The organism is Ahrensia marina, from assembly GCF_001293565.1.
Lineage (GTDB): Bacteria > Pseudomonadota > Alphaproteobacteria > Rhizobiales > Rhizobiaceae > Ahrensia > Ahrensia marina.
Genome location: NZ_JXMU01000003.1, coordinates 140,109 through 164,790 on the forward strand (window position 1 = coordinate 140,109; position 24,682 = coordinate 164,790).

Consider the following 24,682-nt stretch of genomic DNA (forward strand, 5'->3'; position numbering starts at 1 on the left):
CCGGTAAACTTGTCACCAACTTTACAGGAAACAGGCGCACAAGATGTGGAGCACAAATCCGTCATGCTCGATGAACTGAAAGAAATCGTCGGGGAAGGCGGTTGGCGCGAAGGTCAGGACATCGCCCGTTATCTGGAGGATCCGCGTGACCGTTTTCACGGGTTAAGCCAGCTGGTTCTCTTGCCGAAATCAACACAGCAGGTCGCGCAAATCGTATCGTTGTGCGCGAAAAACCAAATTCGCATTGTGCCGTATAGCGGTGGCACGGGCGTCGTTGCGGGCCAGCTTTCGACAGAAGATCAAGACTATGTCTTGCTCTCAATGGAGCGCATGAACGCCATACGTGATCTGGCGCTTGAGGATGGCGCTATCATCGTTGAAGCAGGCTGCGTGCTTGCCGATATTCAAAGTGCTGCTGATGAAGTCGGTATGATGTTTCCGTTGAGCATGGCATCGGAAGGCAGTTGTCAGATAGGCGGAAACCTCGCCACAAATGCAGGTGGTATTCAGGTGCTGCGATACGGTAATGCGCGTGACCTGTGTATAGGCATCGAAGCTGTTTTACCCGACGGATCAGTATTAAGCGAATTGTCTCCTTTGCGTAAAAACAACACCGGATATGATTTGCGGCATTTGCTGATCGGAAGCGAAGGCACCCTTGGCATTATCACGGCTGCCACACTGCAATTAAAACCGAAAAACCCTGAAACAACGACCGTGTTTTGCGGTATATCAAAGCCGGAAGATGCCGTTACCCTATTGCGACAGCTACGCATGGAGCTTGGCGATGTGCTTTCGGCATTCGAGCTTTTGAGCAATATCGGACTGCAGGTTTTGCAGGAAAAATTTCCCGAAGAAAGACAGCCGCTCGGCAGCGCGTTTGAGTGGTACGTGTTGATTGAAGCCGCCGGTGACAAAGGTTTACGTGACAATCTGGAAGGCGCATTGGGCAATGCATTCGAAAGCGGTTTGGTGCTGGATGCGGTCATCGCTGAATCATACGCACAGCAGGAAGCACTCTGGCGGCTTCGTGAAATGATGCCGGAAGCAAACCGGCTCGCAGGCGCGATCTGCAACAGCGATACATCGGTGCCAATCAGCCAGATCGGAAACTTTATTGATAAAACTTTTGCGGCAATCAATGCGATCGATCCGGCGTTGACGGTAAACTGTTACGGCCATGTTGGTGACGGCAACATCCATTGTAATGTATTCCCGCCGGACGGCATGAACAAGCAGGAAATGCTCAAAACACAGGCCGAAAAAATTGAAGCCATCCGCATGTGTATCAATGAGACGACTGCCGCCTGTCATGGCTCCATTAGTGCTGAACACGGAATTGGCAGGCTGAAAGTCGCTGATTTGGAGCGTTATGGAAACGCAGCAAAAATTTTGGCGATGAAACAAATTAAATCTGCCCTAGATCCTCATAATATCATGAACCCCGGCGTGTTTTTCTAAAGCAGGGTTCGAGCCGATTAAATTCAAACAATTTATCTGAAAGTGAAGACATGACTGAATTTGGTGATTTTTTTAAACAAGGTAACCTTATCGGCGGCCAGTGGACGGCGGTGGATGAGGATAAGTGTTTAACCATCTACAACCCGGCAGATGGGTCTGTCATTGGAACGGTGCCAGACAATGGCGAGGAAGAAACAGCGAAAGCGATCTCTGCTGCGCAGGAGGCATTCCAGTCATTCAAACTGACAACAGCCAATGAGCGCGCGGGTATCTTGCGCAAGATGCATGATGTCATGCTCGAAAATCAGGAGCAATTGGCGCTTATTCTGACAACCGAACAGGGCAAGCCCTTAGCGGAAGCAAAGGGGGAGATTGCGATAGGCGCAGCTTACCTTCTATGGTTTGCCGAAGAAGCAAGACGTGCCTATGGCACGATCGTCCCGTCACCTTGGGCTGACAGACAGATTCAGGTGACCAAAGAGCCGGTGGGCGTTGTGGGTGCGATTACACCTTGGAATTTCCCATCTTCAATGCTCGCGCGTAAGATCGGACCTGCCATCGCTGCCGGATGTACATCAGTTGTCAAACCAGCTTCGTTGACACCTTTTTCCGCTTTGGCTTGGGGTGTTATTGCCGAAAAAGCAGGTTTGCCATCCGGCGTGATCAATATTGTTACGGGCAGTGCTTCAAAGATCGGTAAAGAGCTGACATGCAATCCAACCGTCCGCAAGATTACATTTACCGGCTCAACAGAGGTTGGAAAAGTTCTGATGAAACAGGCCGCCGATACTGTCAAAAAAGTATCAATGGAACTCGGCGGAAATGCGCCGTTTATCGTCTTTGATGATGCCGATATCGACCGCGCTGTCGAGGGCGCGATGATGGCAAAATATCGTAATTCAGGTCAGACCTGCGTCTGTACAAACAGGTTCTTTGTTCAGGCAGCTATCTACGACGAATTTATTGAAAAGCTCGCTAAAGCGTCCGATGATTTAAAGGTTGGCGACGGTACGAAAGACGGCGTTCAGCAAGGCCCGTTGGTCGATGAATCTGCTGCTGAAAAAGTCGAAGAGCTTGTTGCTGATACGAAGCAAAACGGCGGACGCATCGTCACCGGCGGCGGACGTCACGCATTGGGCGGCACGTTTTTCCAACCCACCGTTATCGCGGATGTTACACCGAATATGCGCATAGCGAGTGAAGAAATATTTGGCCCTGTATCTGCCGTGATAAAGTTTGAATCAGAAGATGAAGCCATTCAAATGGCCAATGATACGGATTTTGGTTTGGCAAGTTACTTCTACACGAAAGATTTGGCACGCACGCACCGCGTCATCCGCTCGCTCAAATATGGTCTGGTCGGCGTCAATGAGGGCATCATTACCACTGTTGAAGCACCGTTTGGCGGCATGAAGGAATCAGGCATCGGCAGCGAAGGCGGCGCGCAAGGTCTGGATGAATATCTCGATACCAAATATGCGTGTATCGGTGGGTTGCACGACTGATTGAATGAATAAACCTTGGCCGCACCGTTAAATTGACGATGCGGCCATAAAGTTTGATCTCTGTTTTTCTTAACCCAGCGTTGGCATTTTAAATTCAGCATCCAGTGCTGTCGGCCAACGTGTTGTTGTGGTTTTTATGCGGGTATAGAACCGCACACCTTCCGCGCCATGCATGGCGTGATCCCCAAAGATAGACGCTTTCCAGCCGCCAAATGAGTGGAATGCCATTGGCACCGGAATTGGCACGTTAACACCAACCATGCCGACTTCAATGTTCTGAGCAAAATTACGCGCAGCATCGCCATCACGTGTAAAGATTGCCGTACCATTTGCATATTCATGGCTATGAATAAGGTCCACAGCATCGGCGAATGTATCTTTGCGTACAACCGAAAGAACCGGCCCGAAGATTTCATCGCGGTAAACGGACATATCGCTGGTTACATTATCAAGCAGAGTGCCGCCGACATAATAGCCGTCTTCATAGCCTTGTTTGGTTTGCTTGAAACCGCGCCCGTCAACGACAAGGTTTGCGCCTGCTGCTTCCCCTTCATCAATATAGGATAGAACCTTTTCCTGATGCTGTTTTGTGACAAGCGGACCCATTTCGCTTTCTGAATCAAGGCCCGGACCAACCTGCAGTGCTTCGACTTTTGGTTTTAGCGCCGCAACGATTTTATCACCGGTGCCTTTGCCGACAGGGACAACAACGGAGATCGCCATGCAGCGTTCACCGGCCGAGCCGTAAGCTGCACCCATAATCGCATTGGCCGCCATATCCATATCGGCATCAGGCATAATGATAGCGTGGTTTTTAGCACCGCCCAGCGCCTGAACACGTTTGCCATTGGTAATGCCGGTTATGTAGATATGTTTTGCGATCGGGGTTGAACCTACAAATGAGATCGCCTTGACATCAGGGTGCTCAAGAATTGCGTCTACGACTTCTTTATCACCTTGAACAACATTGAAAACGCCGTCAGGCAGACCGGCTTCAGTGAGCCATTGAGCAATAAGCAAGGACGCGGAAGGATCGCGTTCCGAAGGTTTCAAAATAAAGGTGTTGCCGCAGGCAAGGGCCACGGGGAACATCCACATCGGCACCATGGCCGGAAAGTTAAACGGTGTAATACCGGCGACGACACCTAGCGCCTGCCGCGTGTTGTAGCTGTCAACACCGGTGCCGACATTCTCGGAAAAATCACCCTTTAGAAGCGTGGGGGCGGCGGTCGCAAATTCGACGACTTCCAGGCCGCGTGTGACTTCGCCTTTGGCATCATCGAAGGTTTTGCCATGTTCTGTCGTAATCGCTTCGGCCAGTTCATCCATTCGCTCCCATAAAATATTCTTGAAACGGTCGAGGATGCGTGCACGGCGTAGCGCCGGCATGTTTGACCAGGCCGGAAATTCACGTTTTGCCGCGGCGACAGCAGTATCCAAGTCCTGCGCGGTGCCGAGCGTTACCTGTGAGGTGCTTTGGCCCGTTGCAGGGTTGAACACAGGTTGGTTGCGCTCTGACGTTCCTGTAAATGATTTTCCATCAATGTAATGCGAAATCGTTTTCATGAATCTTTCTCCTTTGAAGCGAATATTGCATGTGGAAAAACTCATTGAAATTTGATAATAATCAAATTTGTTATGCAAAAACGCATAAAGAGTGATGAATGAATTGGGATGACGGCCGTTTATTTTTGGCAATTGCCAGAGCGGAGCAGATGCTTGCCGCTTCGAAAGCGCTTGGGATCAATCAGGCCACGTTAAGCCGGCGTATGGCTGGTTTTGAAAAGTCGCTCGGCGTTAGCCTTCTAATCCGGAGAACCAATGGCTGCCAGTTAACCCCTGAAGGCGAGAAACTTTTGCGCGCGCTTGAGATCGTTGAAGCTGGCTATCTGCAAGCGCAGGCGGAGTTGAAAGTTGATTCTCCTCAGGTTTCGGGGACATTGCGTATTGGTACACCGGACGGGTTTGGTGTGTCTTTTTTAGCGCCACGTATAGATGGGCTGATCCGTAATCACCCGCAACTCAATGTCCAGCTGGTTCCGGTCCCGCGCATGTTTTCGCTTTCGCAGCGTGAGGCGGATATTGCCATTGTTATCGGGCAGCCCAAAACAGGCAGGCTGATCGCACAGAAACTGACTGATTATTCGCTTAGCCTTTACGCAAGTGCGGATTATCTGAGTGCGTATTCGATGCCTGAAAATCAGGCCGATTTATCAAACCACCGCCTGATCGGTTATGTTTCGGATTTGGTTTACTCGCCTGAGTTGGCATTTGAGACGGAATTTTTCAGTAAATGGAAATCGTCTTTGGAAATATCAAGCGCTACCGGACAGATGGAGGCTGTCAGGGCAGGGGCCGGTATCGGTATTTTGCACGACTATCTGGCTGCCGGTAATGACAGTTTGATTCCTGTTTTGCCTGAATTGCGCGTCACGCGCTCTTATTGGATGGCCCATCATGAAGACCTGCACGGTATCGCGCGGATTAAAGCCGGTACAGATTTTTTAAGAAGCCAGATCGAGCGAAGTGCAATACCGTTTGAACGTCCTATAAACTAGTTGGATGACGGCTTTGTCATTTCTTCAGGCTTTACCAAAGCATCGAACTCTTCTGCTGTGACATAGCCCAATCGTATGGCTTCTTCTTTTAAAGTCGTGCCATTTTTGTGGGCGTTTTTTGCAACCTCAGTGGCATTGTCATAACCGATTTTTGGCGCAAGTGCCGTGACGAGCATGAGCGAGCGTTCCATCAGGTTCTGAATGTTGTCGCGGTTTGGTTCAATGCCAACGACACAGCGGTCTGTGAAGCTTCGCGCGGCATCTGCCAGCAAAGCAATAGATTGCATCATCGTATTGGCCATAAGCGGCTTGTAAACATTAAGTTCAAAATGCCCCTGACTACCGGCAAAAGACATTGTTGCATTGTTGCCGTGAATTTGCGCGCACACCATCGTTAAGGCTTCGCATTGTGTGGGATTGACCTTTCCCGGCATAATGGAGGACCCGGGCTCGTTTTCCGGCAAGGATAGCTCACCCAGTCCTGAGCGCGGGCCAGAACCTAAAAAACGGATATCATTGGCGATCTTGAACAGTGACATTGCCACACTGTTGAGCGCCCCATGTGTAAAAACATAGGCGTCATGCGCAGCCAAAGCCTCAAATTTATTGGCAGCGGTCTTAAAGGGAAGGCCGGTAATATTGGCAATTTCCTTGGCAAATCCTTCTGCAAAACCTTCAACCGTGTTGAGCCCTGTGCCGACAGCTGTGCCGCCTTGTGCCAGTTCATAAAGGCCGTCCAATGTTCGCTTGACGCGTTCAATACCGGCTTTAACCTGCGCGGCATAACCACTAAACTCCTGACCAAGCGTAAGCGGCGTTGCGTCCTGCGTATGTGTGCGGCCGATTTTGACAATATCAGCCCATATTTCAGACTTTGCTTGCAGCGCTGAATGCAAATGCGTAAGGGCCGGTATAAGTGTGCGGTCAATTTCACGGACAGCCGCGATATGCATTGCCGTCGGAAAAGTATCGTTTGACGACTGACTCATATTGCAATGATCGTTGGGATGAACCGGATCTTTGGAGCCGATTTTACCGCCCAGAAGTTCAATCGCACGGTTGGAAATCACTTCATTGGCATTCATATTGGTTTGTGTGCCGGAGCCGGTTTGCCAGACAACCAGCGGAAAATGATCATCCAGCACACCGTCAATAACTTCGCCCGAAGCTTTTACAATTGCATTGGCTATCTTGGGATCAAGCTTACCCTGCACGGCGTTCACACGGGCTGCTGCCTGTTTGATAATGCCCAGAGCATGAATGACCGGGCGCGGCATTTTTTCCGTACCGATAGGAAAATTATGCAATGAGCGCGCCGTTTGGGCACCGTAATATTTATAATGCGGTATTTCTAAAGAGCCAAAAGAGTCTGATTCAGTGCGGGTCTCTTTTTGCATTGCGATCTCCTCTGCGTCATTAGCGTTCAGCCTAACAGAAGCAATGTGGCAGGTCAGAGATATTTTAGAGCTTCGCCGGTAGGCTCAATAAAGACTCTGCCCCGAACGGGGCAAAGCCTGCATAGTGTGAGAGCATAAAAATGCTGAATGAAACGCCCGTTTTAGACCTGGCGTACAGCGCCCTTGGCGGCGGACGTTGTTAAAGCAGCATAGGCTTTTAGCGCCGTTGTGATCTTGCGTCTGCGTTGTTTGGCCGGCTGCCAGCCTTCTTTTTCACGCGCGATACGTCTTTCGGCAAGAACGGCATCGTCAACGGCAAGGTTGATTGTTCTGTTCGGAATATCAATTTCGATCAGGTCGCCTTGCTCGACAAGACCAATCAAACCACCTTCCGCCGCCTCAGGTGAAACATGTCCGATCGACAGACCTGATGAACCACCGGAGAAACGTCCGTCAGTGACAAGCGCACATGCTTTTCCAAGACCCTTCGATTTAAGGTAGGATGTCGGATACAGCATTTCCTGCATACCAGGGCCACCGCGCGGTCCTTCATAACGGATCAGCACAACTTCACCCTCTTTGACCTTGCCGGTCAAAATGCCGGAGACGGAATCGTCCTGACTTTCAAAAATATGGGCAGGGCCGGAGAATTTCAAAATTGATTCATCCACACCGGCTGTTTTCACGATACAGCCTTCTTCGGCAAGGTTGCCAAACAGAACGGCAAGACCACCATCTTGTGAGAATGCATGCTCTGCATCGCGAATAACGCCTTCTTCGCGATCTGTATCAAGTTCGGTATAGCGCCGTGACTGGGAAAACGCGGTTTGCGATGGAACACCGCCCGGTGCGGCGCGGTAGAATTCATCAACGCGCGCATCCTTGTTGCGCATCACATCCCACTGATCAAGCGCTTCCGCCAGACTGGTGGAATGAACAGAGCCGACAGACGTATCAAGCAAACCTGCGCGGTCAAGCTCACCCAGAATTGACATGATACCGCCTGCGCGGTGCACGTCTTCCATGTGAACATCGGCCTTAGCCGGTGCGACCTTGCACAATACCGGAACCTTGCGGGATAACGCATCAATATCCGACATTTTAAAGTCGACTTCGCCTTCATGGGCGGCGGCAAGCAAGTGAAGCACGGTATTGGTTGAGCCACCCATCGCAATGTCGAGCGTCATCGCATTTTGAAACGCTTCAAACGTCGCGATGTTGCGCGGAAGAACCTGCTCTTCATCGTTTTCATAGTAGCGGCGTGCAAGTTCAACCACAAGGCGGCCTGCCTCAAGGAACAAACGTTCACGGTCGGCGTGGGTTGCCAGTGTTGAACCATTGCCGGGCAAGGACAGACCGAGCGCTTCTGTCAGACAGTTCATGGAGTTCGCTGTGAACATACCGGAGCAGGAGCCGCATGTCGGGCAGGCAGAACGTTCAATTCTGTCCAGATCCTCCTGCGAAACATTATCATCGGCCGCTGCAACCATTGCATCAACAAGGTCAAGCGCATGTTCATCTTCACCAAGCACAACCTTACCGGCTTCCATCGGCCCGCCGGAAACAAACACGACAGGGATGTTCAGGCGCAATGCCGCCATAAGCATACCGGGTGTGATCTTGTCACAGTTGGAAATACACACCATCGCATCGGCACAATGGCCATTGACCATATATTCGATGGAATCAGCGATAATTTCGCGTGAAGGCAGCGAATAAAGCATGCCGTCATGCCCCATCGCGATGCCGTCATCGACAGCAATCGTGTTAAACTCTTTTGCAACGCCGCCGGCTTTTTCAACTTCGCGGGCGACCAATTGACCAAGGTCTTTCAAATGGACATGGCCGGGCACAAACTGTGTAAAGGAATTGCAGATGGCGATGATCGGTTTGCCGAAATCGTCATCTCCCATACCGGTTGCGCGCCATAAAGCACGCGCTCCGGCCATATTGCGGCCATGCGTGGACGTTCTCGATTTGTAAGCGGGCATTTTGTATCTCCTTATTACAAAGACAAAAACCACAAGGCAAAGTTCAGCACAAGGCAGGTTTTGCTTACAAGTGTTCGATCACCAGCAAGTGTTCACATGATGGCACGGTGCTGGATGTCATTGCATAAGGTGTGCCGCAAAGGCAATTACCCCATACGTTCTGACGCGTAAGCACCCGGACTTGCCGGGAATACAATAACACGGTTTCCGCTTAAACATGTACGGTGCTGCACATGCGCATGGATTGCCCGTGATAGCACCTGACATTCAACGTCGCGTCCGATCGCCACATAATCCGATGCGCTCTGTGCATGCGTTACCCGTGCCGTATCCTGCTCGATAATCGGGCCTTCATCCAGATCAGCCGTGACATAGTGCGCTGTAGCACCAATAAGTTTCACACCGCGCTGAAACGCCTGCTTGTAAGGGTTTGCACCTTTAAAGCTTGGCAGGAAAGAATGATGGATATTGATAATCCTGCCTGACATTTTCTGACAAAGCGCATCTGAAAGCACTTGCATATAGCGGGCAAGAACTACCAGTTCAGCACCGGTCGTTTCAACCAGCTTCATTAACTCGCCTTCGGCTGCTTCCTTATTGCCATCCTTTATGGCGATGTGATGGAACGGCAGATCATTATCCATGACCAGTTTTTCATAATCACGGTGATTGGATACAACCGCTACAATATCAATTGGCAAAGCGCCGATACGCCAGCGGTACAAAATATCATTGAGACAATGACCAAAGCGGGAGACCATTATGATCGTTTTGACTTTGTTGGCCGGATCAAAAAACTCGAATTCGAGACCGTGTTTTTGCGCAACTGCTTCAAAAGCCTGACGAAGCTCATCAAGCTTTGCACCGGTTTCCGGCACAAATGAGGTGCGCATAAAAAATGCCTGATTGGCCAGATCATCAAATTGGGCGCTATCGACGATATTGCAGCCCATATCGGCCAGAAAGCCGGCAATTGCAGCAACAATACCGCGTTTACTCTCGCAGCGTACCGTCAAAATCAGATTGTTCATGAAAGGTCACCCCGGTTATGGCGCATGGACAACGCGGCGGTTGTCTCGTTTTGGAATCAGCAAGGCCTGTTTACCGCTTGGGAGTTCAGTTTCAAGCGTTATGTCAGGTCTTCAGTGCCTGTTCATCCCAGTAAAACGCAATGAGCGATAGGGCCATTTTCTTCAACTATGGGTGTGCAGTTGTGCCAGTTTACACATTCGTGGAGATGTGACGCATCGCAAAGTGTCGCAAGGGAGCGCACCTTATGAGGCATTGAATGGTAGAAGGAAATCGCGGCACCACTTGATAAATGCTGTCAGCACGTGGTGCCGCGATTATTCTATTCAGTATAAAGGTGACAAGCGACCTTGCGATTGTTGGAGCCTTCCAAAAGCGGCACTTTATCAGCACAAGGCTCGAACACTTTCGGGCAGCGCGGATGAAACGTACAGCCCGAAGGCGGGTTGATCGGTGAGGGTAGTTCACCTTTCAGCACTTCGCGGTTTTTTTCCCGTGTCGGATCCGGAATCGGTGTCGCGGATAGCAGCGCTCTTGTATAAGGATGGCGCGGTTCGCTAAATAGCTCGTCACGCGATGCTTTTTCCACCGGCTTGCCCAGATACATCACCATCACATCGTCAGCAATGTGCTTCACCACAGACAAATCGTGCGAGATGAAGAGATAAGCAAGATTGAGCTTCTCTTGTAACTCGCTCAATACGTTGAGCACCTGCGCCTGAATGGACACATCAAGCGCTGATACCGGTTCATCAAGCACCAAGATTTCTGGATCGAGCATCAAGGCGCGTGCAATAGCGATTCGTTGGCGCTGTCCGCCGGAAAACATGTGCGGATAACGGTCATAGTGCTCCGGACGAAGGCCCACGGCCGCCATCATATCTTTGGCACGGTCGCGCTTTTCCGCTTTTGGCAAATCTGTATTCATTGATAGCGGCTCTGTGAGCGCATCACCAATCTGCTGGCGCGGATTGAGCGAACCATAAGGGTTCTGGAACACAATCTGTACCTTCGGCCGCAGCGCTTTGCGCGCCTCCACAGAGGCACCGGCAAGCTCGGTATCCTTGATTTGGAGTGAACCGTCGGTTGGTTCTTCAATCATGGTGACCAGGCGGGCGAGTGTGGATTTTCCGCAACCGGATTCACCAACGACAGCCAGCGTTTTGTTTCGTTCCAGATCGAAGGAAACGCCATCAAGCGCTTTGACAGTGTTGGAGGGCTTTAAAAGGCCGCCGCCGACACTGTAGTGTTTTTTCAAGTCGCGTGCGCGTAAAACAATATCACTCATCACGATACCTTTTGATTTTTAGTCGGTTCGCCATCAACCAGCGGATAATGGCAGAGCGCATGTCCGAGAGCGGCCTCGGCGCGCTTTGGTTCAACGGTACGGCACAGATCGGTTGCATATGCACAGCGCGGTGAGAACAGGCATCCTTTCGGGCGGTCAAACTGGCCCGGCACAACCCCCGGAATCGATGGCAGAATTTGCGACGTAGCGCGTTCGGGTAAAGCTGCCAGCAATGCTGAGGTGTAAGGGTGATGCGGTTCTGCGAATAGCTTTTTCACAGGCTGTTCTTCCGCTTTCTGACCGGCATATTGAACAACGACACGGTCCGCAGTTTCTGCAACAACGCCCATATCATGGGTGATAAGCACCAGTCCCATATCCGTTTCGGATTGAAGCGATACGAGCAAATCCAGAATCTGCGCCTGAATTGTCACATCAAGCGCGGTGGTCGGCTCATCGGCAATCAGCAGCTTGGGGTTGCATGAAATAGCCATTGCGATCATAACGCGCTGGCTCATACCGCCCGAGAGCTGGTGCGGAAAGGCGGACAAACGTTTTTCAGGGGCAGGAATACCGACGAGTTCAAGCAGCTCAATTGAACGCTTGCGCCGTTCGGCACGGTTCATACCCAGATGGACGCGCAATGCCTCGGCGAGCTGAAACCCGACAGTAAAGCACGGGTTCAAGCTGGACATCGGCTCCTGAAAGATCATGGCGATGTCTTTGCCGATAACCTTTTTACGCATACGCGCATTCAAGTTCAGCAAGTCTATTCCATTGAAGTTAAGCTTGTCAGCAGTTACCTTGGCAGTCCAAGGCAAAAGACCCATTACCGCCATCATGGCAACTGATTTGCCGGAACCGGATTCACCGACGATAGCCAAGATGTCATTCGATTGTACCGACAAAGACAGTTTGTCGACGGCACGGAAGGTGCCGCCTGATGTGGCAAATGCCACGCTGAGATTTTCTATTTCAAGAAGTGCCATAATCAGGACCTCTTCAATTTTGGATCAAGTGCGTCACGAAGACCATCACCCATCAGATTGATAGCAAGAACGGTCATGAGAATTGCAAGACCGGGCAGCGTTACCACCCACCATGCGCGCAAGATGAACTCGCGTGCTTCGGCAAGCATCGTTCCCCATTCCGGGGTAGGGGGCTGTGCGCCCATGCCAAGAAAACCGAGCGCCGCCGCGTCGAGGATAGCCGTTGAGAATGACAATGCCGCCTGAACGATAAGAGGTGCCATACAGTTTGGCAGGATTGTGCGGAACATCAGCCTGATCGGGCCGACACCGGCAAGACGTGCCGCCGTAACATAATCCTTTTCACGTTCCCCAAGCACCGCCGCTCTGGTCAGACGAACATAATGAGGCTGCTGGATAATCGCGATGGCGATAATCGCATTGGTCAGACTTGGGCCTAAAACAGCCACAAGAACAAGCGCAAGCAAAAGGCTTGGAAATGCAAGAATGATGTCCATCAACCGCATAACAAGCGTATCAAGCGCGCCGCCGACATAGCCAACAATGAGGCCGATGGTCACGCCAACGGTAACGGCGCCAACAACCACAATGATGCCGACAAACAGCGAGAAGCGGCTACCGTGGATCAGACGCGATAACATATCGCGGCCAACAGCATCGGTGCCGAGTATGAACTGCCAGCTTCCGCCTTCCTGCCAGACCGGAGGCACCAGGAAGAAATCACGGTATTGCTGGTTCGGCGCATGCGGAGCAACGAAATCTGCAAACACCGCAATTAAACAAATGGCCACGAAGAAACAAAGACCGACAACGGCACCTTTGTTTTCGGAAAAGTAAAACCAGAAGCTTGCCAGACCGGACTGGGGGGCGTCATTTACTTCTGGATCTGTGGATATAACTTGATCTGTCATGACTAACCCTTATGCCGGATACGTGGGTTGATCAGACCGTAGAGGAGATCAACGACGAGGTTTACGAACATAATAATGACAGCGATCATCAATAGTCCTCCTTGCACGGACGGGTAGTCGCGCCGCGAAATGGAATCAATCAACCACTTGCCAATACCTGGCCAGGAGAAGATTGTTTCGGTCAAAATCGCACCGGCCATTAGAACGCCAACCTGCAGACCAATGGTCGTAATCACGGGGATCATGGCGTTGCGTAGTGCGTGAACACCGATGACACGTTTCGCTGACAAGCCTTTTGCACGGGCGGTGCGCACATAGTCCTCATTGAGCACCTCGAGCATTGCAGACCGTGTTTGGCGGGCAATAACCGCAAGCGGTATCGTACCCAGTACGATCGTCGGCAATATCAGATGGGATACTGCTGAAGCGAATGCGCCTTTTTGGCCCGACAATAACGAGTCGACCAACATCAGGCCGGTCACATTCGGGAAGTAGTAAAGCAGTGAAATCCGCCCTGATACGGGTGTCCAACCGAGCGTGCCGGAGAACAGGATAATCAGTAACAAGCCCCACCAGAAGATCGGCATTGAATAACCGACCAGAGCGGCGCCCATCAATGATTGATCAAACCATGTACCGCGCTTGATTGCTGCGAGCATGCCAATGGGCAGTCCAATGACAAGGGCAAATATTATCGCGCAGATAGAGAGTTCGAAGGTAGCGGGGAAGAGCGTGAAGAACTCGTCCCAAACAGGTCTTTTTGTAACCAGAGACTGGCCCAAATCGCCGCGAAGCGCGGAGAAAAGATAATCAAAATATTGAACGTAGAGCGGTCTATCAAAGCCAAACTGTTCGAGCAGTTGGGCATGGCGTTCAGGAGTTACGCCACGCTCGCCGGCCATCAACAATACAGGGTCGCCGGGCAAAATACGAACAAATGAGAAGGCGGCTAGGGTCACACCCAGAAAGGTGGGGATGAGCAAGCCAAAGCGTTTTAGTAGAAAACCAAACATGAGCAGCTTAATTTGAACCGCGCCTTACCGAAAAGGTAAAGCGCGGCTCAATCCAATGACTAAAGGAAAGGATGATTATTCAGCAATATCAACGCCGGTAAACGAGTGACCGCCCAGTGGGTCCATCACATAGCCGCTTACTTTTGTTGACATAGGCATGAAGACAACTGAGTGCGCAATTGTTGCCCACGGTGCTTCACGCTTGAATACAACCTGTGCTTCTTCATAAAGTTTTGTGCGCTCGGCTTTGTCCGAAACAGTTTTCGCTTCCTGAATCAAAGCTTCAAACTCGTCGTTACACCATTGCGCGCGGTTTGAACCGCCAACACCGTCACAGCCAAGAAGAACGGCTAGGAAGTTGTCCGGGTCACCATTGTCGCCTGTCCAGCCGAGAAGAACAGCACCGTCGCGGTTCTTGTCTTTTGAAAGGTCGAGATATTCACCCCACTCGTAGGATACGATTTCGACTTCAACACCGATATTGGCGAAATCTTCCTGAATAACCTCAGCCATGCGGCGGGCATTCGGGTTGTAAGGACGCTGAACCGGCATCGCCCAGATTTTCATCTTGAGGTCTGTTACGCCTTCTTCTTCCAACATCTTTTTCGCTGCTTCTGGATCAAAAGCGTCGTCTTCAATGGCGTCATTGTAAGACCACATGGTCGGTGGTAGCGGGTTTTTCGCCGCTTTACCTGCACCCTGGAACACAGCATCAAGGATAGCTTCCTTGTTGATGGCCATGTTAAGCGCTTTACGTACGTTGGTGTTATCGAAAGGTGCAACCTGAGTGTTGTAGGCAAGATAGCCAACATTCAGGCCTTCCTGCTCTTCAACCTTGATGTTTTCAGCTGCTTGCAACGATTCCAGATCCGCAGGATTTGGATATGGTGCAACATGACATTCACCTGCAAGAAGCTTTTGCTGGCGAACTGATGCGTCAGTTGTAATCGCGAACACGAGGTCGTCGATAGCCTGCTTGCCGTCCCAATATTCATCATGAGAACCATAACGGATCACGGCATCTTTCTGATAAGCAACGAAATGATATGGGCCAGTGCCGATTGGCTGCTGGTTCAACATTTCTTTAGAGCCGCTTTCTTCAAGCTGCGCACCATATTCTGCAGAAAGGATAGATGCGAAGTCCATCGCAAGGTTTGCAACCATTGGCGCTTCAGGGCGTGTCAGGTTGAAACGGACTGTGTAATCGTCAACTTTTTCAACAGACTTGAGCAGGTCCGGCATGGACATGCCGTTGAAGTATTCCCACGCAATACCGGCAGTGTACTGGTTGAAAGCGTGGTCTTCTTGAAGCTGGCGGTTGAATGAGAACAACACGTCATCAGCATTGAAGTCACGTGTTGGCGTGAAATAATCTGTTGTGTGGAACTTAACGCCTTCACGAAGTTTGAATGTGTAAGTCAGGCCGTCTTCAGAAACTTCCCAGCTTTCTGCAAGACCCGGCTGCACTTCAGAAGTGCCCGGCTTAAATTCTACAAGACGGTTGTAGAGTGGCTTTGAAGAAGCATCGAATGTTGTGCCCGCAGTGTATGGCGCAGGGTCAAAACCCTCTGGCGAGCCTTCCGAGCAATAAACCAAAGTTTTAGCTTGTGCGGCACCTGCAACGAGCATCGTTGTGGCCAAGAGTGCTGGTAACAGCAATTTTGAACGTTTCATGCTATTTAATTCCTTCCAATTAAATTTCTGAGCTGGTTATACTCCAGTCATTAGGAGGCTATGTAAGCACCTCATCTATCTGATAGCAATTGTCTTTTTTTGAAGTTTCACACAATTATATTGTCGTGGACCTATCGATTTATGGTCGATTGTTCTGATTACGCGCCTTGGTGGAGCATTTTAATCCTGAATGGAGGCGGTTTACGCGTTGCAAAATAACGATCACAATTTGCAGGCACACAATTTTGTGACTTGCTTTAGCGCGGTATGATTGCAACGGAAAGAATTACAAATATTGATCAGATATCAGCGCCACCTTGTAGACATGGTGTCGTAGTACATTATTTTTGATTAAGTACACTTTTAAGCTAACGTGAAACGAAAATGTTAGAACGGTTCAGTCTTGGCACTTTAATTTTTTATGGGCTTATAAGCGCCGCATATGCAGGCGAGCCGATTGATTTGAAAAGTCAAATCATTGCCGAGCCTGAAAGCGATGAAGAGCATGTGCAGGCCTGCGAAGCGGCAGGGCCGGGCTTTAAATATATTCCCGGCACCCGTACATGTATTCGCATTTCCGGACATGTGCGCTACGAAATAAACGTCACAAGCAAGTAACATTGCGGGCCGCTATGAATGCGATCTGTCAGTCAAAGCTACCGATTTTTCGCTTTTCCAGAATCTCCGTAATTTCTTCTAAAACTGACGGGTCTTCTATGGTTGCCGGCATTTTCCACGCCTCACCATCGGCGATCTTTTGAATGGTAGCGCGCAGAATTTTACCTGATCGCGTTTTCGGCAATCGCGGAACGGTCAATGCCGTTTTAAACGCAGCAACAGGGCCGATTTCGTCGCGCACCATTTGTATGACGTCCGCTTCGATTTCGCTATCGGAGCGTTCAGTGCCGGTATTGGTAATGAGAAAGCCGACCGGCACCTGACCTTTCAACGGATCGGCAATTCCGATCACCGCACATTCGGCAACATCCGGATGCCTGCCAATTATTTCCTCCATAGCACCGGTGGAAAGGCGATGCCCTGCGACATTGATAATATCATCGGTGCGCGCCATGATGAACAAGTAACCGTCTTCATCCATATAGCCCGCATCGGATGTTTTATAATAGCCGCTGAACTCGTTGAGATAAGCCTCGCGAAAGCGCTGTTCGGCATTCCATAATGAAGGCATACATCCGGGCGGCAGCGGAAGTTTCACGGCAATGTTGCCGAGTGTTCCGGCCGCCACTTCATGCCCCGCATCATCCAGCACACGAATATCATAGCCCGGCATTGCAACGGTAGGCGAGCCTATCTTGAGGGGAAGGGCACCCAAACCAATCGGGTTGCTCACCATTGCCCAGCCTGTTTCTGTTTGCCACCAATGGTCGATCACCGGCACATTCAATGCTTTTGCAGCCCACTCGATTGTATCGGAATCAGCGCGTTCACCGGCCAAAAACAAGGTGCGCAGCGATGAGATGTCATAATTGCCAATATGTGCGCCTCTTGAATCTTCTTTTTTTACCGCACGAATAGCCGTCGGCGCTGTAAACAAGGCGGCGACTTTATAATCCTGGATAACGCGCCAGAATGCTCCTGCATCGGGTGTGCCAACAGGTTTGCCTTCAAACATTAATGTTGTCGCACCATGAAGCAGGGGCGCATAGCAGATGTATGAATGACCGACGACCCAGCCTACATCGGAAGCAGCCCAAAAGACTTCGCCCGGTTTAATGCCGTAGACAGCTTCCATCGACCATTTCATGGCAACCATATGTCCGCCATTATCGCGAACAACACCTTTAGGTTGGCCGGTCGTGCCTGATGTGTAGAGAATGTAAAGCGGGTCGGTCGCAGCGACTTCTTCGCAAGGGATCGGCGTTTTCGCTTCGCGGTGCGCGCTCACCAGTTCATTATAATCCAAATCACGCTCTGCACTTAGATCGCAAATGTGTTCATCGCGCTGTAAATAGAGGCAATGCGCCGGTTTGTGATCGGATATGTCAATCGCCTTATCGACAAGCGGTTTATATTCAACAATGCGGTTCGGTTCGACACCGCAGGAGGCTGCAACAATGAGTTTCGGTTCACAATCATTGATGCGCGTTGCTAGCTCGCTGGCAGCAAAGCCGCCAAACACAACCGTGTGGATTGCGCCCAGACGCGCGGAAGCCAGCATCGCCGCCACAGCTTCCGGCACCATCGGCATATAAATCAGAACGCGGTCGCCTTTGGAGATGCCTAAATCGCGATAGGTCGCTGCAAGCGCGCGCACTTCATCGCGAAGTTGCGCATAAGTCCAGATTGTTTTTTTGCCGCTATAGGCGCTTTCGTGAATGAGTGCAGGCTGTTCAGCGCGGCCATTGTCTACATGGCGGTCAACCGCATTATAGCAGGTGTTGCATGTCGCGCCGACATACCAGCGGCCATAGATATCCATGTCGGGATCAAACACTTTGTCGGCTGGTTTAAACCAGTCAATATCAGCGGCCGCTTGCTCCCAAAATGCCTGCGGATCTTTTTGCCATGCGCCGTAAATTTCGGCGTATTTTGATGTCGCGCTCATATTACCCCTCCCAAGGCATTATCAAAGCTTGTCAGATCAACGGTTGCGCCGCAATCCGACTAATTGTGAAAGCAGGGCGTTTGCCGCTTCAAGAACATTGGAGCCCGGACCGAAGATTTCAGCCACGCCCGCGTCGCGTAAAAAGGCGTAATCCTGCTCAGGTATAACTCCGCCGCAAATGACCATAATATCCTCGCGGCCATTGCTTTTAAGAAGTTCGATAAGTTCGGGAATAAGCGTCATATGCCCCGCTGCCAGCGACGAAACGCCGATCACATCGACATTTGATGCAATCGCCTTGTCACAGATTTCCTGCGGTGTTTCGAACATATCGGAAAGGTCGACTTTAAACCCCATATCGGCAAATGCCGTGGCGATTATTTTTGCGCCGCGGTCATGCCCGTCCTGGCCCATTTTGGAGACAAGAATATGTGGTGTCCGGCCTTTTTCAGATGCCACATCCTTAATGCGCTTTTGGATCGCCTTATATTCGGCGTCATCCTGATAAGCATCGGCATAAATGCCCGCGATAATCCGCGTGGTGGCTTTATGGCGGTCAAATGCACGTTCCATGGCATCGGAAATTTCACCAAGTGTCGCGCGCGCGCGCGCCGCTTCAACTGCCGCTTCGAGCAGATTGCCCCGACCTGATTTTGCAACATCTTCGAGATTCTTGATTGCGCTTTCCCATGCTTTGGGATTGCGCGATTTTCTCACCTGCTCAAGACGTCTGATCTGCGCTTCACGGACCTTGGTATTGTCAATCTGTAAAATGTCGATGGGATCTTCCTCCTCAACGACATAGCGGTTGACGCCAACAATGACATCTTCGCCTTGGTCGATGCGTGCCTGACGCCGTGCAGCAGCTTCTTCAATTCGCATTTTAGGAAGGCCTTCTTCAACGGCTTTTGTCATGCCGCCAAGTTCTTCAACTTCCTCAATAAGTTTCCATGCTTCGTCAGCGAGCTGCTTGGTGAGCGATTCAACATAATAAGACCCGCCTAGCGGATCGACGACATCGGTCATGCGGGTTTCGTGTTGCAGTATTAGCTGCGTATTGCGGGCGATACGTGCTGATGCTTCTGTCGGCAGCGCCATTGCTTCATCAAACGAATTGGTGTGCAGACTTTGTGTGCCGCCCAAAGTTGCTGCCATCGCTTCAATGGTGGTGCGAATAATATTGTTATGCGGTGATTGCTCGGTAAGCGAAACGCCGGATGTCTGGCAGTGCGTGCGCAGCAGTTTCGAGCGCTGATCCTTCGCGCCGAAATCGGTCATAATACGTGACCATAACATACGCGCAGCACGCAATTTGGCGACTTCCATAAAGAAATCCATGCCGATGCAGAAGAAGAAGGAGAGGCGACCTGCAAAACGGTCAATGTCCAATCCTTTATTTGTTGCGGCGCGCACATATTCCATGCCATCGGCCAGCGTATAGGCAAGCTCTTGGGCCAAGGTCGCACCGGCTTCCTGCATATGATAGCCAGAAATGGAAATCGAATTGAAGCGCGGCATCTCGTTGGCCGTGTATTCGATGATATCGGCGACAATACGCATCGATGGTTCCGGCGGATAAATATAAGTGTTGCGCACCATGAATTCTTTTAAAATATCATTTTGCACCGTGCCGGAAAGAACGGCCTTATCAACACCCTGTTCTTCGCCTGCAACAATGAACATCGCCAGCACCGGAATGATCGCGCCGTTCATCGTCATAGAGACAGACATTTCATCAAGCGGAATTTGATCGAAGAGGATTTTCATATCCTCGACGGAGTCAATCGCGACGCCGGCCTTTCCCACATCGCCGGAAACACGCGGATGATCGGAATCATAACCGCGGTGCGTTGCAAGATCGAATGCAACCGACAGGCCCTTTTGTCCCGCAGCCAAATTCTTGCGGTAAAACGCATTGGATTCTTCTGCTGTCGAGAAACCCGCATATTGGCGAATAGTCCAAGGACGGCCCGCATACATGGTTGCTTTAACGCCCCGTGTGTATGGCTCAAATCCGGGCAGATCACGCGCTGCTTGTTCGGGTACGTCCGATGGCAGGTAAAGCGGTTTGACAATAATGCCTTCAGGAGTCTGCTTGTTAAGCGAGGTCGGGCTCTTGCCCTTCAGCTCTTTTTCGGCAATGGCGTTCCAGTACTGATCGTCGACCTTGGCTTTATCGTTCATCCTTCGAACTCCATGATCACTTCATCAACCGCCAGACTGTCACCAACGGCCACAGGTATTTTAGAGACAATGCCTGCTTTTTCCGCGCGCAGAACATTTTCCATTTTCATCGCTTCAACGATGGCAAGTGCTTGGCCTTCTTCAATCTTGTCGCCTTCCTGAACGTTCAATTTTACGATCAAGCCGGGCATTGGACACAGCAATAGTTTGGATGTGTCGGGCGGCAGTTTTTCCAGCATCAATGATGCCAGTTCAGCGATGCGCGGTGTGTAGACTTTGACATTGAGGTCAAGCCCTTGCACCCGCAGCCGGTATCCGCCCGTGATCGGTGTCGTCTTTATAATGTAATCCGTCTCGCCGGCTTTGGCTCTTACCAATGGAATACCGGGCGTATAATCTATGCCGATATTATGGGACGAACCGTCATCGGCCAAAGTGAGTTCATAACCCGCATCGTCCGCTTGTACTGAAAGCGGGATGGATTGTCCGTTGATGACAACAACATAATCTTTTTTGTTGTCCGTCGTGGAAGGCGCAACATTGCGGCGCTCATCACGCAGTTTCATGGTGGCAGCAATGGCGGCCAAAGCGGTGACTTCAGCATCAGTTGGTGCAACGCCTTCAAACCCGTCCGGATATTCTTCCTCGATAAAGGCAGTGGTGATGTTGCCGCTTTTAAAGCGCTCATGTTTCATGACAGCGGCACAGAACGGCAGATTGTGGCCAATTCCTTCGACCTCAAATGCATCCAGCGCGTGAGACATTGCCGTAACAGCCGTTTCGCGGTTTTTGCCCCATGTGCAAAGCTTTGCGATCATCGGATCGTAAAACATGGAAATCTCGCCGCCTTCAAAAACGCCGGTATCATTGCGCACAATGGTGCCGTATTCACCTTGGCCTTCCTCCGGCGGACGGTAGCGCGTTAAGCGACCGATGGAAGGCAGGAAATTGCGATAAGGGTCTTCGGCATAAAGGCGGCTTTCGATCGCCCAGCCGTTAAGCTTTATATCTTCCTGGGAAAGGGCCAGTTTTTCGCCATTGGCAACGCGGATCATCTGCTCAACAAGATCAACACCGGTGATCAGTTCTGTCACCGGATGCTCAACCTGAAGGCGTGTGTTCATTTCAAGAAAATAGAAATTGCGGTCCTTATCGACGATAAATTCGACGGTGCCGGCGCTTGTATAGCCAACGGCCATGGCCAGCGCGACCGACTGTTCGCCCATCGCTTTGCGTGTTTCTTCATTAAGAAAAGGCGAGGGCGCTTCTTCAATCACCTTCTGGTTCCGACGCTGAATGGAACATTCGCGCTCGCCAAGATAAATGCAATTGCCGTGGCTGTCGGCAAGCACCTGAATTTCGATATGGCGCGGTTGCACCACGAATTTCTCGATGAATATACGGTCGTCGCCGAAGGAAGAGGCAGCTTCCGATTTTGAACGGTCATAACCCTCGCGCGCTTCGCTGTCATTCCACGCGATGCGCATACCTTTGCCGCCGCCGCCTGCTGACGCTTTGATCATCACGGGATACCCAATTTCAGCGGCGATCTTTGCCGCATGATCGGCATCATCAATCAGCCCCATATGGCCCGGAACCGTAGAAACACCGGCTTCATCGGCGATCTTCTTGGAGGTGATCTTGTCACCCATCGCTTCGATGGCTTTTGGCGGCGGGCCGATAAAGGCAATATTTTCTGCCTTCAGTCGCTCGGCAAATTCAGCCCGTTCGGACAAAAAGCCGTAGCCCGGGTGAACGGCCTCTGCGCCCGTCTGTTTGCAGGCTTCAATGATTTTATCAATAACCAGATAGCTTTGCGCAGCGGGCCCCGCGCCGATATGGATGGCTTCATCGGCCATCTGCACATGAAGCGCATTTTTATCGGCGTCTGAATAAACCGCGACCGTTTTAATACCCATGGCTTTCGCAGTTTTGAAAACGCGGCAGGCAATTTCGCCTCTATTGGCAACGAGAATTTTGGAGAACATTATTCTTCTCTCCCCTTGAGGGAGAGAAAGCAAATTCCTGAGCTTGGCCTTGCCAAGTTCTTGGAATTTGCAAGAGAGGGGGCATTTTTAAATAACATTTGTTTCTCGCAAAATCTTTTGTGCAACTGCATCGCAGTCATTTTCAATTTCGTCGTTCCAAAACCGCAAAACCCGATAGCCTTGGCTTTCAAAATAACTGTCTCTGTCAATGTCGGATGCTGATTGTGCATGTTGATTACCATCGGCTTCAATAATGAGTTTGTGATCATGGCATAAGAAGTCCACAATATAAGGGCCGAGCGGTTCCTGTCGGCGAAATTTCATACCTTCGAGTTTCTTGCCGCGAAGCATTTGCCACAGGAGATTTTCCGCTTTTGTTGGCTCGTGTCGCATGTCTTTCGCAAAATCCAGTTGCCATTTCGGAACCTCTCTTTTCATAGTATCCCACTCTCTTGCGATTTCTAACACTTGGCATTTTGCCAAATGTTGAAATCGCTTTCTCCCCCTCCAAGGGGGAGAATATCCCTCTCACAGCGGAATATTATCGTGTTTTTTAGCCGGGCCGTTGACTTTCTTGCCTTTGAGAATTTCAAAGGCACGCGAAACACGGCGACGGGTCGAATGCGGCATGATAACCTCGTCGATAAAGCCGCGCTGTGCCGCGATGAACGGATTGGCAAAGCGGTCTTCATAATCCTTGGTGCGCTGCGCAATTTTATCAGGATCGCCAAGCTCGGACCGGTACAGGATTTCAGAAGCACCTTTTGCGCCCATCACCGCAATTTCCGATGTCGGCCAGGCATAGTTCACATCTGCGCGAATATGTTTTGAAGCCATCACATCATAAGCACCGCCATAGGCTTTGCGGGTAATGACCGTAACAAGCGGCACTGTCGCCTGTGCATAGGCAAACAGAAGTTTAGCGCCATGTTTGATAATGCCGCTGTGTTCCTGTCCAACGCCTGGCAGAAAGCCCGGTACATCAACAAGCGTTAGAACCGGAATATTGAACGCATCGCAAAAGCGCACGAAACGTGCGGCTTTTTTCGAGCTGTTAATGTCCAGACATCCGGCCAGCACCATTGGCTGATTGGCAACAACGCCAACGGTCGAACCATTAAGGCGAATAAAGCCGCACAATATATTGCCGGCGTGGTCTTTTTGAATTTCAAAGAAATTGCCTTCGTCAGCCACTTTGCGAATGACTTCGTGCATATCATAAGGCTGGTTCGGATTTGCCGGAATTAAAGTGTCGAGGCTTTCCTCAATACGGTCTTCGCTATCCGTGGTTGGTAAAACGGGCAGGGCGCTGTCAAAGGATTGCGGCAACATATCAAACAGGCGGCGCACTTCCAAAAGCGCTTCCACATCATTGTCAAATGCGCCATCGGCAACCGAAGACTTCTTTGTATGTGTGGACGCCCCGCCAAGTTCTTCGGATGTGACAATTTCATTGGTGACTGTTTTGACAACGTCAGGCCCGGTCACAAACATATAGCTTGTGTCTTTAACCATGAAGATAAAGTCGGTCATGGCAGGCGAGTAAACCGCGCCGCCCGCACATGGTCCCATAATCACGGAAATTTGCGGAATAACGCCGGAGGCCTGCGCATTGCGCCAGAACACTTCCGCATAACCGCCCAGCGATGCCACGCCCTCCTGAATACGCGCGCCGCCGGAATCATTAAGGCCGATAATCGGCACACGGTTTTGAACTGCCAAGTCCATTACCTTGCAGATCTTTTCCGCATGGGTTTCTGATAGCGAGCCGCCAAAAACCGTAAAATCCTGACTGAAAACATAGCACGGGCGGCCGTTGATCTTGCCCCAGCCGGTGATAACGCCATCACCGTAATATTGCTGTTCTTCCATGCCGAAATCGGTGCAGCGATGCGTCTTTAATGTATCGTACTCTTCAAACGAGCCTTCATCGAAAAGCACGTCGATGCGTTCGCGGGCTGTCAGCTTGCCTTTGGCGTGTTGTGCATCAATGCGCCGCTGCCCGCCGCCAAGCCGCGCTTCGGCGCGTTTTGCTTCCAACTGGTCTAGCGTTTCTGAGATCATATGGTTGCTCCGGCTTTTTAAAAAGCGCGTGACTGCACATCCGCGCTATGTCGATTTTGACTAT

At 50.8% G+C, this 24,682-nt stretch carries 18 protein-coding genes; 4 read left to right on the top strand and 14 right to left on the bottom strand.

The annotated features are described in order from the left end of the window. The first annotated feature begins 9 nt into the window (after positions 1 to 9). Both SU32_RS03560 and SU32_RS03565 read left to right on the top strand, forming a co-directional pair. Complete coding sequence (locus tag SU32_RS03560) at positions 10 to 1,461, top strand: FAD-binding oxidoreductase (protein WP_211097669.1); 1,452 nt, start codon at positions 10 to 12, stop codon at positions 1,459 to 1,461. Between the two features lie 50 nt (positions 1,462 to 1,511). Then, positions 1,512 to 2,966: an NAD-dependent succinate-semialdehyde dehydrogenase gene (locus SU32_RS03565; protein WP_053997964.1), complete on the top strand. Its 1,455-nt coding sequence runs from the start codon at positions 1,512 to 1,514 to the stop codon at positions 2,964 to 2,966. A gap of 69 nt (positions 2,967 to 3,035) precedes the next feature. On the opposite strand, the gene SU32_RS03570 is transcribed toward SU32_RS03565, so the two are convergent. After that, positions 3,036 to 4,532, bottom strand: a complete 1,497-nt coding sequence (locus tag SU32_RS03570; RefSeq protein ID WP_053997965.1) for a CoA-acylating methylmalonate-semialdehyde dehydrogenase — start codon at positions 4,530 to 4,532, stop codon at positions 3,036 to 3,038. Between the two features lie 98 nt (positions 4,533 to 4,630). On the opposite strand from SU32_RS03570, the gene SU32_RS03575 reads away from it, so the two are divergent. After that, the gene (locus tag SU32_RS03575) at positions 4,631 to 5,524 is read left to right on the top strand and encodes a LysR family transcriptional regulator (protein ID WP_053997966.1); all 894 of its coding nucleotides are present in this window, start codon (positions 4,631 to 4,633) and stop codon (positions 5,522 to 5,524) included. On the opposite strand, the gene fumC is transcribed toward SU32_RS03575, so the two are convergent. From fumC to SU32_RS03615, 8 genes are all read right to left on the bottom strand, one after another. Then, complete coding sequence (gene fumC / locus SU32_RS03580; RefSeq protein ID WP_053997967.1) at positions 5,521 to 6,921, bottom strand: class II fumarate hydratase; 1,401 nt, start codon at positions 6,919 to 6,921, stop codon at positions 5,521 to 5,523. The genes SU32_RS03575 and fumC overlap by 4 nt on opposite strands. Positions 6,922 to 7,082: 161 nt before the next feature. Next, complete coding sequence (gene ilvD / locus SU32_RS03585) at positions 7,083 to 8,912, bottom strand: dihydroxy-acid dehydratase (protein ID WP_053997968.1); 1,830 nt, start codon at positions 8,910 to 8,912, stop codon at positions 7,083 to 7,085. A gap of 146 nt (positions 8,913 to 9,058) precedes the next feature. Further along, the gene (gene purU, locus SU32_RS03590; RefSeq protein ID WP_053997969.1) at positions 9,059 to 9,943 is read right to left on the bottom strand and encodes a formyltetrahydrofolate deformylase; all 885 of its coding nucleotides are present in this window, start codon (positions 9,941 to 9,943) and stop codon (positions 9,059 to 9,061) included. A gap of 320 nt (positions 9,944 to 10,263) precedes the next feature. Beyond that, positions 10,264 to 11,229: an ABC transporter ATP-binding protein gene (locus tag SU32_RS03595; RefSeq protein ID WP_053997970.1), complete on the bottom strand. Its 966-nt coding sequence runs from the start codon at positions 11,227 to 11,229 to the stop codon at positions 10,264 to 10,266. After that, positions 11,229 to 12,218 (bottom strand): ABC transporter ATP-binding protein, encoded by a 990-nt coding sequence (locus tag SU32_RS03600; protein WP_053997971.1) that lies wholly within the window; start codon positions 12,216 to 12,218, stop codon positions 11,229 to 11,231. The genes SU32_RS03595 and SU32_RS03600 overlap by 1 nt, the downstream gene beginning before the upstream one ends. A 2-nt stretch (positions 12,219 to 12,220) precedes the next feature. After that, a complete protein-coding gene (locus SU32_RS03605) occupies positions 12,221 to 13,129 on the bottom strand; it encodes an ABC transporter permease subunit (protein WP_053997972.1) in 909 nt (302 codons plus the stop codon). Between the two features lie 2 nt (positions 13,130 to 13,131). Next, on the bottom strand, positions 13,132 to 14,142 hold the full coding sequence (locus tag SU32_RS03610) for an ABC transporter permease subunit (RefSeq protein ID WP_053997973.1): 1,011 nt from the start codon (positions 14,140 to 14,142) through the stop codon (positions 13,132 to 13,134). A 75-nt stretch (positions 14,143 to 14,217) separates the two neighbouring features. Continuing rightward, positions 14,218 to 15,816 (bottom strand): ABC transporter substrate-binding protein, encoded by a 1,599-nt coding sequence (locus tag SU32_RS03615; RefSeq protein WP_053997974.1) that lies wholly within the window; start codon positions 15,814 to 15,816, stop codon positions 14,218 to 14,220. 384 nt (positions 15,817 to 16,200) lie between these two features. Between SU32_RS03615 and SU32_RS03620 the strand changes: the two genes are divergently transcribed. Continuing rightward, positions 16,201 to 16,434, top strand: a complete 234-nt coding sequence (locus SU32_RS03620) for a porin (RefSeq protein ID WP_053997975.1) — start codon at positions 16,201 to 16,203, stop codon at positions 16,432 to 16,434. Between the two features lie 28 nt (positions 16,435 to 16,462). Here SU32_RS03620 and SU32_RS03625 read toward each other — a convergent pair whose 3' ends face one another. The 5 genes from SU32_RS03625 to SU32_RS03645 form a co-directional block, all read right to left on the bottom strand. Beyond that, positions 16,463 to 18,382, bottom strand: a complete 1,920-nt coding sequence (locus SU32_RS03625) for a propionyl-CoA synthetase (protein WP_053997976.1) — start codon at positions 18,380 to 18,382, stop codon at positions 16,463 to 16,465. A 36-nt stretch (positions 18,383 to 18,418) separates the two neighbouring features. Further along, positions 18,419 to 20,566, bottom strand: a complete 2,148-nt coding sequence (scpA, locus tag SU32_RS03630) for a methylmalonyl-CoA mutase (RefSeq protein ID WP_053997977.1) — start codon at positions 20,564 to 20,566, stop codon at positions 18,419 to 18,421. After that, on the bottom strand, positions 20,563 to 22,554 hold the full coding sequence (locus SU32_RS03635) for an acetyl-CoA carboxylase biotin carboxylase subunit (RefSeq protein WP_053997978.1): 1,992 nt from the start codon (positions 22,552 to 22,554) through the stop codon (positions 20,563 to 20,565). Before SU32_RS03635 ends, scpA begins: the two co-directional genes overlap by 4 nt. A gap of 87 nt (positions 22,555 to 22,641) precedes the next feature. Further along, entirely contained in the window at positions 22,642 to 23,022 is a 381-nt protein-coding gene (locus SU32_RS03640) for an endonuclease domain-containing protein (protein WP_201454866.1), read from the bottom strand. Between the two features lie 60 nt (positions 23,023 to 23,082). Beyond that, the gene (locus SU32_RS03645) at positions 23,083 to 24,615 is read right to left on the bottom strand and encodes an acyl-CoA carboxylase subunit beta (RefSeq protein ID WP_053998071.1); all 1,533 of its coding nucleotides are present in this window, start codon (positions 24,613 to 24,615) and stop codon (positions 23,083 to 23,085) included. Positions 24,616 to 24,682: the final 67 nt, after the last annotated feature.